This window comes from Citrobacter sp. CK195 (genome assembly GCF_030333365.1).
GTDB classification, from domain to species: domain Bacteria; phylum Pseudomonadota; class Gammaproteobacteria; order Enterobacterales; family Enterobacteriaceae; genus Citrobacter_B; species Citrobacter_B koseri.
Genome location: NZ_JAOWGB010000025.1, coordinates 552177 through 562652 on the forward strand (window position 1 = coordinate 552177; position 10476 = coordinate 562652).

At 55.5% G+C, this 10476-nt stretch carries 9 protein-coding genes and 4 tRNA genes; all 13 read left to right on the forward strand.

Features of this window, described 5'->3' with window-relative positions; genetic code table 11:
- Window positions 1–165 precede the first annotated feature (165 nt).
- Complete coding sequence (gene mltB, locus OGX93_RS16815; RefSeq protein ID WP_198448584.1) at window positions 166–1266, forward strand: lytic murein transglycosylase B; 1101 nt, start codon at window positions 166–168, stop codon at window positions 1264–1266.
- Window positions 1267–1570: 304 nt separating this feature from the next.
- On the forward strand, window positions 1571–2224 hold the full coding sequence (locus OGX93_RS16820) for a metal ABC transporter ATP-binding protein (protein WP_286448968.1): 654 nt from the start codon (window positions 1571–1573) through the stop codon (window positions 2222–2224).
- Window positions 2221–3081 (forward strand): metal ABC transporter permease, encoded by an 861-nt coding sequence (locus OGX93_RS16825; protein WP_012134809.1) that lies wholly within the window; start codon window positions 2221–2223, stop codon window positions 3079–3081. Before OGX93_RS16820 ends, OGX93_RS16825 begins: the two co-directional genes overlap by 4 nt.
- Before the next feature lie 14 nt (window positions 3082–3095).
- Entirely contained in the window at window positions 3096–3974 is an 879-nt protein-coding gene (locus tag OGX93_RS16830) for a metal ABC transporter substrate-binding protein (protein ID WP_286448965.1), read from the forward strand.
- Between the two features lie 129 nt (window positions 3975–4103).
- Window positions 4104–4601: a nicotinamide-nucleotide amidase gene (gene pncC / locus OGX93_RS16835; protein WP_024130886.1), complete on the forward strand. Its 498-nt coding sequence runs from the start codon at window positions 4104–4106 to the stop codon at window positions 4599–4601.
- Window positions 4602–4697: 96 nt separating this feature from the next.
- Window positions 4698–5762: a recombinase RecA gene (recA, locus tag OGX93_RS16840; protein ID WP_110493905.1), complete on the forward strand. Its 1065-nt coding sequence runs from the start codon at window positions 4698–4700 to the stop codon at window positions 5760–5762.
- 106 nt (window positions 5763–5868) lie between these two features.
- Window positions 5869–6369 carry a recombination regulator RecX gene (gene recX / locus OGX93_RS16845; protein ID WP_047461718.1) on the forward strand — a complete coding sequence of 167 codons (501 nt, stop codon included), beginning with the start codon at window positions 5869–5871 and terminating at the stop codon, window positions 6367–6369.
- A gap of 131 nt (window positions 6370–6500) precedes the next feature.
- Window positions 6501–9128, forward strand: a complete 2628-nt coding sequence (alaS, locus tag OGX93_RS16850) for an alanine--tRNA ligase (protein ID WP_286448963.1) — start codon at window positions 6501–6503, stop codon at window positions 9126–9128.
- Between the two features lie 239 nt (window positions 9129–9367).
- Window positions 9368–9553, forward strand: coding sequence for a carbon storage regulator CsrA (gene csrA, locus OGX93_RS16855; protein WP_000906486.1), 186 nt, complete (start codon window positions 9368–9370; stop codon window positions 9551–9553).
- A gap of 340 nt (window positions 9554–9893) precedes the next feature.
- Window positions 9894–9986 (forward strand) — tRNA-Ser (locus OGX93_RS16860).
- Between the two features lie 3 nt (window positions 9987–9989).
- A tRNA-Arg gene (locus OGX93_RS16865) sits at window positions 9990–10066 on the forward strand.
- A gap of 62 nt (window positions 10067–10128) precedes the next feature.
- Window positions 10129–10205 (forward strand) — tRNA-Arg (locus OGX93_RS16870).
- 193 nt (window positions 10206–10398) lie between these two features.
- Window positions 10399–10475, forward strand: a tRNA-Arg gene (locus tag OGX93_RS16875).
- Window position 10476: the final 1 nt, after the last annotated feature.

A 10476-nucleotide genomic window follows, 5' to 3' on the forward strand; every position in this document is an offset into this window, starting at 1 on the left:
AAATGAAAGATAAATATTTTAAAGTGAAAGTTTGCGTTTGTTGCGGAGAAAAAAAGCAGGGATGTTACGGGAGAATAGTGCGTATTCTGTGAAGAGCGCTTCCTTGTGCGAAGCGGGATGCTTTACCATACTTCCCCCTGGCTGAATCTGTTTAATGGATGTCTCATGTTCAAGCGTCGTTATGTAGCACTACTTCCTCTCTTTGCGTTGCTTGCTGCCTGTAGCAGCAAACCACAGTCTTCAGAAATTCAAACGACAACGGGAGCGCCGTCCGGCGGTTTCCTGCTTGAGCCGCAGCACAATGTCATGGTGATGGGCGGTGATTTCGCCAATAATCCGAACGCGCAGCAGTTCATTGAGAAGATGGTGAACAAGCACGGTTTTAATCGCCAGCAGTTGCAGGAGATCCTGTCGCAGGCGAAGCGCCTGGACTACGTTCTGCGACTGATGGACAGACAGGCGCCGACCACGCAACCGCCAGCGGGGCCGAATGGCGCATGGTTGCGCTATCGCAAGCAGTTTATTACCCCGGACAATGTGCAAAACGGCGTGGCGTTCTGGAATCAATATGAGGATGCGTTGAACCGTGCATGGCTGGTTTATGGCGTCCCGCCGGAGATTATCGTCGGCATTATTGGCGTGGAAACCCGTTGGGGCCGCATCATGGGTAAAACGCGAATTCTGGATGCGCTGGCGACGCTGTCGTTTAACTATCCGCGTCGGGCGGAGTATTTCTCCGGCGAGCTGGAAACGTTCCTGCTGATGGCGCGTGATGAACAGGACGACCCGCTGGATCTGAAAGGGTCTTTTGCCGGTGCGATGGGGTACGGACAGTTTATGCCGTCGTCCTATAAGCAGTACGCGGTGGACTTTAACGGCGACGGGCACATCAACCTGTGGGACCCGGTTGACGCCATCGGCAGCGTGGCGAACTATTTCAAAGCCCACGGTTGGGTGAAAGGCGATGTGGTCGCCGTTCCGGCCAACGGTCAGGCGCCGGGGCTGGCGAACGGCTTTAAAACCCAGTACAGCATTTCTCAGCTTGCGGCCGCCGGGCTGACGCCGCAGCAGTCGCTGGGCAATCATCAGCAGGCCAGCCTGCTGCGCCTGGACGTGGGTACGGGCTATCAGTACTGGTACGGGTTGCCGAACTTCTATGCCATCACGCGCTATAACCACAGCACTCACTATGCGATGGCGGTCTGGCAGCTTGGTCAGGCCGTCGCGCTGGCGCGTGTACCTGCGGCGTCGCCGTTTAGTCAGTAGCCGCCGCGTGTTTTCCGGGGGCTACGCTTACCCGGTCTGGATTACGCTCCCTTTTCCCTGAGAGAAAGGGGAGCGTGCAGCGCCGCTGCTGCGCTATTTCACGTCTGAAACATTTCGCCACACTCCCTTTTTTCCTGGCAATTTACATCCGCATCGCATTTTATTATTGTTATGTTATAACATTTTATTGTGGTGCGAATATGTCTGCTTCACTCTTCTCTCTTTCGGCTTTGACTCGCCTGTTGATGGCTATCGCGCTTGTTTTGTTTATCGGACTGGCCGTGCGCTGGGCGGTGGCATTGCCATGATTATCCTGAATCAACTGGTGGCCGGTTACGAGCGACAGCCGGTCACGTCGCCGCTGACCGGCACGCTGGAACGCGGCAGCATGACGGCGATTATCGGCGCTAACGGCTGCGGTAAATCAACGCTGCTGAAAACGCTGGCCGGTTTTCTTCCTCCGGTGAGCGGCGCATTTCACTGGCGCGGACGCCGCCCGGTAATTGGCTGGCTGGCGCAACGTCACGCGCTGGAGACGCAGTTTCCGCTTACCGTTCAGGACGTGGTGAGCATGGGGTGCTGGCCTGATATTTCCCTGCTGGGGGGATTTCAACGCAAAACCCGTCTGCGTGTCGCCCACGCTATTGAGCGCGTGGGGCTGGAGGCAATGGCGACGATGACCATTGATGAACTCTCCGGCGGCCAGTTTCAACGCATGTTGTTTGCCCGTGTGCTGGTGCAGGAAGCGCCGCTGGTCATGCTGGATGAACCCTTTACCGGCGTGGATGAGGAGACCTGCAACGTACTGATGGGGCTGATGCTGGAGATGTATCAGCGAGGGCAAACGGTGCTGGCGGTGCTGCACGACAGTGAACGGGTGGCGCGCTATTTTCCGCAGACGTTACGGCTGGATACGGACGTGTCTCACTGGATGACCGAGCGGGTGAGAGTGGCATGATCTGGCATATCTTTTTTCAGCCGTTTATTGAATACGGCTTTATGCGGCGGGCGCTGGTGGTCTGTCTGGCGCTTTCGGTCAGCACGACGGCGCTTGGCGTCTTTTTACTGCTGCGACGTATGAGCCTGATGGGAGACGCGCTGTCGCATGCGGTGCTGCCCGGCGTGGCGGTGGGCTATCTGCTCAGTGGAATGTCATTGCTGGCAATGAGCATCGGCGGGTTTATCGCCGGGATTACGGTAGCGCTGGTGGCGGGAATGGTGAGTCGCCGTACGCCGCTAAAAGAAGACGCCAGCTTCGCCGGGTTCTACCTGGGATCGCTGGCGCTGGGGGTTACGCTGGTGTCGTTGCGCGGGTCAAATGTCGATCTGCTGCATCTTCTGTTTGGTTCCATTCTGGCGGTCGATCGCGATTCCGCGCTGTTCGTGGCGGGGGTATGCGCATTCACATTGATCATGCTGGCGATTTTCTATCGTGGTCTGGTGAGTGAAGCGTTTGATACCGCATGGTTGCAGGTTAACGCGCGCTGGCTGCCTTCGCTGCTGCACGGGCTGTTTCTCTCGTTGCTGGTGTTGAATCTGGTGGCTGGCTTTCAGGTACTCGGCACGCTGATGGCGGTAGGGCTGATGATGCTTCCTGCCGTCGCGGCCCGCTGTTGGGCGCGCACGTTACCGGGGCTGTTATTGCTTGCCGGCGGCAGCGGCGTCGTCTGTGCATGGCTGGGGCTAAGCCTTTCCTGGGCGGTGAGTTTACCCGCCGGGCCGTCGATTGTGCTGACCGCCAGCGCGCTGTTCTTTATTTCCATTTTATTCGGCACGCGCAGCAGGCTGGCTGACAGTCTGCGCGCGCTTTTTTAATGCAAGGGGAAAAGATGAAACGTACAGGGGTAATGATTGCGCTCGCGTTGGGGTTGATGACGCAAGGCGCGCTGGCGAAAACGCTGAATGTGGTGACGAGTTTTTCTATTCTCGGCGACATCACCCAGGAGGTCGGCGGCAAGAATGTCAACGTCACTACGCTGGTTGGGCCGGATGGCGATCCGCATACCTTCGAGCCTTCGCCGAAAGACAGCGCGGCGTTGAGCAAAGCGGATGTGGTGGTAGTGAACGGGCTGGGGCTGGAGGGGTGGCTTGACCGGCTGGTAAAAGCCTCCGGCTTCAAAGGTACGCTGGTGGTGGCTTCCGACGGGGTGAAGACGCATACGCTGGATGAAGACGGCGAAACTGTCACCGATCCGCATGCCTGGAATAGCGCAGCGAACGGCGCGCTGTATGCGCAGAATATTCTTTCCGGGCTGGTCAACGCCGACCCGCAGGATAAAGCCGCGCTGGAGGCTTCCGGCAAACCTTACATCGCACAACTGACTGAACTGGACGCGTGGGCGAAAGCGCGCTTTAGCCAGATCCCGCAGGAGAAACGCAAGGTGCTGACCAGCCACGATGCCTTCGGTTATTTCGGTCACGCCTACGGCGTTGAGTTTTTGGCGCCGCAGGGGCTGTCGTCGGAAAGTGAAGCCTCTGCCGCGCAGGTCGCCGCGCTCATTAAGCAGATTAAAGCGGATGGGGTGAACACCTGGTTTATGGAGAATCAGCTCGATCCGCGTCTGGTAAAACAGATCGCCAGCGCGACGGGCGCGCAGCCGGGCGGCGAGCTGTATCCTGAAGCCTTGTCGGCAAAAGGCGGCGTGGCGGATAGCTACGTAAAAGCATTTCGCCACAATGTTGAGACCATCGCCAACAGCATGAAGTAACCGTACGATTGGCCGATGCTTCGCATCGGCTTTTTTCTGAAGCCCCCTCGTAAAATCCGCACCTCGTCCCCATATCTGCTCAGAAAGTGCTATCTTGTGCTGCACGTTTTTCAGGAGCCTTAAGCGATGATGACTGACCATGAATTGATGCAGTTAAGCGAAGTGGTAGGGCTGGCGCTGAAACAGCGCGGCGCAACGCTGACGACAGCGGAGTCCTGCACGGGCGGTTGGGTAGCGAAAGTGATTACCGATATCGCCGGGAGTTCCGCCTGGTTTGAACGCGGTTTTGTTACCTACAGTAATGAAGCGAAAGCGCAAATGATTGGCGTGCGCGAACCGACGCTTGAGCAGCACGGCGCGGTCAGCGAACCGGTGGTGATTGAGATGGCGATTGGCGCGCTCAGAGCGGCCCGCGCGGATTATGCCGTTTCTATCAGCGGCATTGCCGGGCCGGACGGCGGCAGCGACGTGAAGCCCGTCGGCACTGTCTGGTTTGGTTTCGCAACCGCACAGGGCGAGGGGATCACCCGCCGGGAGTGCTTTAGCGGCGACCGTGACAGCGTACGTCGCCAGGCGACGGAATATGCGCTCAAAACGCTCTGGCAACAATTTCTACAAAACACTTGATACTGTATGACTGTACAGTATAATCGCACCTAACAGTACAGAATTCACTATCCGGTACAAGCGCAAGCGGACCCCGGCTCATGACAGGAGTAGTTAATGGCTATCGACGAAAACAAACAGAAAGCGTTGGCGGCAGCGCTGGGCCAGATCGAAAAACAATTCGGTAAAGGCTCCATCATGCGCCTGGGTGAAGACCGTTCCATGGATGTGGAAACCATCTCCACCGGTTCGCTTTCTCTGGATATCGCGCTGGGCGCGGGTGGCCTGCCGATGGGGCGTATCGTAGAAATCTACGGGCCGGAATCCTCCGGTAAAACCACCCTGACGCTTCAGGTGATTGCCGCTGCACAGCGTGAAGGCAAAACCTGTGCGTTTATCGACGCCGAACATGCGCTGGACCCTATCTATGCCCGCAAACTGGGCGTCGATATCGACAACCTGCTGTGCTCCCAGCCGGACACCGGCGAGCAGGCGCTGGAAATCTGTGATGCGCTGGCGCGTTCAGGCGCTGTAGACGTTATCGTTGTTGACTCCGTGGCGGCGTTGACGCCGAAAGCGGAAATCGAAGGTGAAATCGGCGACTCTCATATGGGCCTCGCGGCGCGTATGATGAGCCAGGCGATGCGTAAGCTGGCCGGTAACCTGAAACAGTCCAACACCCTGCTGATCTTCATCAACCAGATCCGTATGAAAATTGGCGTCATGTTCGGCAACCCGGAAACCACTACCGGGGGTAACGCGCTGAAATTCTACGCGTCCGTTCGTCTGGATATCCGCCGTATCGGCGCGGTGAAAGAGGGCGAAAACGTCGTGGGTAGCGAAACCCGCGTGAAGGTTGTGAAGAACAAAATCGCCGCGCCGTTTAAACAGGCTGAGTTCCAGATCCTCTACGGCGAAGGCATCAACTTCTATGGCGAACTGGTTGACCTGGGCGTGAAAGAGAAGCTGATCGAGAAAGCTGGTGCATGGTACAGCTATAACGGCGAGAAAATCGGTCAGGGTAAAGCGAATGCTACTACCTGGCTGAAAGAGAACCCGGCGACCGCCAAAGAGATCGAGAAAAAAGTGCGTGAGCTGCTGCTGAGCAATCAGGACTCGACGCCAGACTTCTCCGTTGATGACAACGGTGAAGGTGTGAAAGAAACCAACGAAGATTTCTAATCGTTGCATTGCCCGGTGGCGGCGCTCTGGCGTCTTATCGGGCTTATACTTTGAAGGGCTGCATATCTTGCGGCCCTTTTTGCATTTCTTTTTCCGAAGGTTTGTTATGAGTGAATCCACACCGCGACGCCCCGCATATAACCGTCTGCTGGATCGCGCGGTACGTATTCTGGCGGTACGCGATCACAGTGAACAGGAACTGCGGCGTAAACTCTCCGCACCGGTTATGGGAAAAAACGGGCCGGAAGAGATCGATGCGGCGCCGGAAGACTATGAACGGGTTATCGCCTGGTGCCATGAGCACAACTACCTTGATGATCATCGTTTTGTTTCGCGCTTTATCGCCAGCCGCAGCCGTAAAGGTTATGGCCCGGCACGTATTCGGCAGGAGCTGAATCAAAAAGGCATTGCGCGTGAGGCGATTGAACGCGCAATGCGTGAATGCGAGATTGAGTGGTTGCTTCTTGCTCGCGAACAGGCGATCCGCAAATATGGCGAACCCTTACCAGCCGCATTTTCGGAAAAGGTCAAAGTCCAGCGTTTCCTGCTTTATCGTGGCTATCTGATGGAGGATATTCAGGAGATATGGCGAAATTTTGACGATTGACTGCATACGGGATTTTACTTCCCCGTAAAGAAAACTTATCTTATTCCCACTTTTTTCAATTGCCAGCCGGGCAGGGCATATGAGCGCTGAGGCGGGTAATGATATTTCGTTAGCTTGATTTCAGGATAATTATGAGCAAGAGCACCGCTGAGATCCGTCAGGCGTTTCTCGATTTTTTCCACAGTAAGGGACATCAGGTAGTTGCCAGCAGCTCCCTGGTGCCAAACAATGACCCAACTTTGTTGTTTACCAACGCCGGGATGAACCAGTTCAAGGATGTTTTCCTTGGGCTCGACAAGCGTAATTATTCCCGCGCCACCACTTCGCAGCGTTGCGTACGTGCGGGTGGTAAACACAACGATCTGGAAAACGTCGGTTACACTGCACGTCACCACACCTTCTTCGAAATGCTGGGTAACTTCAGCTTCGGCGACTATTTCAAACACGACGCTATTCAGTTTGCGTGGGAACTGCTGACCGGTGAAAACTGGTTTGCCCTGCCAAAAGAGCGTCTGTGGGTGACCGTCTATGAAACTGACGATGAAGCCTACGAGATCTGGGAAAAAGAAGTCGGCATTCCGCGTGAACGTATCATCCGAATTGGTGATAACAAAGGCGCGGCATACGCGTCCGACAACTTCTGGCAGATGGGCGATACAGGGCCGTGCGGTCCATGTACCGAGATCTTCTACGACCACGGCGATCACATCTGGGGCGGCCCTCCGGGAAGCCCGGAAGAAGATGGCGATCGCTATATTGAGATCTGGAACATCGTCTTCATGCAGTTCAACCGTCAGGCTGACGGTACGATGGAACCGCTGCCGAAACCGTCCGTCGATACCGGTATGGGTCTGGAGCGTATCGCCGCTGTGTTGCAACACGTTAACTCCAACTATGAAATTGACCTGTTCCGCACGTTGATTGAAGCCGTTGCGAAGGTGACTGGCGCGACCGATCTGAGCAACAAGTCGCTGCGCGTGATTGCCGACCACATCCGTTCCTGCGCTTTCCTGATCGCCGACGGCGTGGTTCCGTCGAATGAAAACCGTGGCTATGTGCTGCGCCGTATCATTCGTCGTGCGGTTCGTCATGGCAACATGCTGGGCGCGAAAGAGACCTTCTTCTACAAGCTGGTTGGGCCGCTGATTGACGTTATGGGCTCTGCCGGTGAAGAGCTGAAGCGCCAGCAGGCACAGGTTGAGCAGGTTCTGAAAACGGAAGAAGAGCAGTTTGCCCGTACGCTGGAACGTGGTCTGGCGCTGCTGGACGAAGAGCTGGCGAAGCTTTCCGGCGACACGCTGGATGGCGAAACCGCTTTCCGTCTGTATGACACCTACGGCTTCCCGGTTGACCTGACGGCGGACGTTTGCCGCGAGCGCAACATCAAAGTTGATGAAGCGGGATTTGAAGCCGCGATGGAAGAACAGCGTCGTCGTGCGCGTGAGGCCAGCGGTTTTGGCGCAGACTATAACGCGATGATCCGCGTTGACGGCGCGTCAGAATTTAAAGGTTATGAGCATCTGGAACTGAACGGTAAAGTGACCGCGCTGTTTGTGGATGGTAAAGCGGTAGATGCGATTAGCGCGGGTCAGGAAGCCGTTGTCGTGCTGGATCAGACGCCGTTCTATGCGGAATCCGGTGGTCAGGTTGGCGATAAAGGCGAACTGAAAGGCGCAGGCTTCGCGTTTGCGGTTAGCGATACGCAAAAATATGGCCAGGCGATTGGACATATCGGTACGCTTTCGACCGGTTCCCTGAAAGTGGGCGATGCGGTGCAGGCTGATGTGGATGAAGCTCGCCGGGCGCGTATTCGCCTGAACCACTCTGCGACGCACCTGATGCACGCGGCGCTGCGCCAGATTCTGGGCACGCACGTAGCGCAGAAAGGCTCGCTGGTTAACGACAAAGTCCTGCGTTTCGACTTCTCGCATAATGAAGCGATGAAACCGTCTGAAATCCGTGCGGTGGAAGATCTGGTGAATGCGCAAATCCGTCGCAACCTGCCGGTCGAAACCAACATCATGGACCTTGAAGCGGCGAAAGCTAAAGGCGCAATGGCGCTGTTTGGCGAGAAGTATGACGATCGCGTTCGTGTGCTGAGCATGGGCGATTTCTCCACCGAACTGTGTGGCGGTACGCACGCCAGCCGTACGGGGGATATCGGTCTGTTCCGCATCGTTTCTGAATCCGGTACTGCGGCAGGCGTTCGCCGTATTGAAGCGGTTACGGGCGAAGGCGCGATTGCTACGCTGCACGCTGAAAGCGATCGCTTAAGCGATATCGCACAGCTGCTGAAGGGCGACAGCCAGAATCTGGGCGAAAAAGTCCGTTCTGTACTGGAACGTACGCGTCAGCTTGAAAAAGAGTTGCAGCAGTTGAAAGAACAGGCTGCCGCGCAGGAAAGTGCGAACCTTTCCAGCAAAGCGGTTGACATCAACGGCGTGAAGCTGCTGGTTAGCGAGCTTGCGGGCGTTGAGCCAAAAATGCTGCGTACGATGGTTGATGATCTGAAAAATCAACTGGGTTCTACCGTTATCGTTCTTGCAACGGTAGCGGAAGGTAAGGTTTCTCTGATTGCGGGCGTGTCGAAGGATGTGACCGACCGCGTGAAAGCAGGGGAGCTGGTCGGCATGGTCGCTCAGCAGGTGGGCGGCAAGGGCGGCGGACGTCCAGACATGGCGCAAGCCGGTGGTACGGATGCGGCTGCTCTGCCAGCAGCGTTAGCCAGTGTGAAAGGCTGGGTTAGCGCAAAACTGTAATAACTATAAGCGTTATCTAACGCCGCAGGCCCCGGTCTGCGGCGTTTGCATCAACGTTATTGACAACGATAAAGTCAGGTTGAAGTTGTGTATATCGGCTAAACTTAGGTTTAACAGAATGTGATGCCGTGACTGCTTACACTTTACGTGTTTGTCATCGCTTACTTTTTGGCGTTATATGATGGATAATGCCGGGATACAGAGAGACCCGACTCTTTTAATCTTTCAAGGAGCAAAGAATGCTGATTCTGACTCGTCGAGTTGGTGAGACCCTCATGATTGGAGATGAGGTCACCGTGACAGTTTTAGGGGTAAAGGGCAACCAGGTGCGCATTGGCGTAAACGCCCCGAAAGAAGTCTCTGTCCATCGTGAGGAGATCTACCAGCGTATCCAGGCTGAAAAATCCCAGCAGTCCAGTTACTAAGGTTTTCGCGTCTCATCTCTTCCGATGAGGCGCAACCTGCTCCTCGCTTCCTTTCTCTTTTTCATTTTTCTTCACTCTTTTTCCGTATCGCTTCCGGTGCCGGCAGGCTCTTTCCTGGTTATTCGGTTTTTCTGCCTGCGCTCAGGCGGTGTAACACGCCGATTTATCTGTTGATAAAACACCCTTTTTGCCGTTTTTGCAGACTAATTGAGCGTGAAGTGTGCAAACGATAAAAGCGTGGGAAAAATTGTTTGACTTATAAGTCCCAGAAAGTAATATGTGCGCCACGCAGCGACGATGAGCAGAAACAAGTTCTTCGAAGCACTCGTAAGAGGCGCGTGGTGAGGTGGCCGAGAGGCTGAAGGCGCTCCCCTGCTAAGGGAGTATGCGGTCAAAAGCTGCATCCGGGGTTCGAATCCCCGCCTCACCGCCATTTGCATCCGTAGCTCAGCTGGATAGAGTACTCGGCTACGAACCGAGCGGTCGGAGGTTCGAATCCTCCCGGATGCACCATCTCTTACTTGATATGGCTTTAGTAGCGGTATCAAAATCTGCAATAAAGTAAGTTTCCCGATGCATCCGTAGCTCAGCTGGATAGAGTACTCGGCTACGAACCGAGCGGTCGGAGGTTCGAATCCTCCCGGATGCACCATCTTCCCCGATATAACAGCTACGCTGTTGTTTCATGGTCTGCGAAGTTATCGCAAGCACCAGGGAGGATAACGTTGCTTCAGCAACGGCCCGTAGGGAGAGGCGCAGCCGAGTAATCCTCCCGGATGCACCATCTCTTACTTGATATGGCTTTTGTAGCGGTATCAATATCGGCAGTAAATAAGTTTCCCAATGCATCCGTAGCTCAGCTGGATAGAGTACTCGGCTACGAACCGAGCGGTCGGAGGTTCGAATCCTCCCGGATGCACCAT

Excerpts from the sequence above, each read along its gene's own strand:
- pncC (WP_024130886.1), top strand. The coding sequence starts at position 4,104 with ATGACTGACCATGAATTGATGCAGTTAAGCGAAGTGGTAGGGCTGGCG.
- mltB (WP_198448584.1), top strand. The coding sequence starts at position 166 with ATGTTCAAGCGTCGTTATGTAGCACTACTTCCTCTCTTTGCGTTGCTT.
- recA (WP_110493905.1), top strand. The coding sequence starts at position 4,698 with ATGGCTATCGACGAAAACAAACAGAAAGCGTTGGCGGCAGCGCTGGGC.
- csrA (WP_000906486.1), top strand. The coding sequence starts at position 9,368 with ATGCTGATTCTGACTCGTCGAGTTGGTGAGACCCTCATGATTGGAGAT.
- alaS (WP_286448963.1), top strand. The coding sequence starts at position 6,501 with ATGAGCAAGAGCACCGCTGAGATCCGTCAGGCGTTTCTCGATTTTTTC.
- recX (WP_047461718.1), top strand. The coding sequence starts at position 5,869 with ATGAGTGAATCCACACCGCGACGCCCCGCATATAACCGTCTGCTGGAT.
- OGX93_RS16820 (WP_286448968.1), top strand. The coding sequence starts at position 1,571 with ATGATTATCCTGAATCAACTGGTGGCCGGTTACGAGCGACAGCCGGTC.
- OGX93_RS16830 (WP_286448965.1), top strand. The coding sequence starts at position 3,096 with ATGAAACGTACAGGGGTAATGATTGCGCTCGCGTTGGGGTTGATGACG.
- OGX93_RS16825 (WP_012134809.1), top strand. The coding sequence starts at position 2,221 with ATGATCTGGCATATCTTTTTTCAGCCGTTTATTGAATACGGCTTTATG.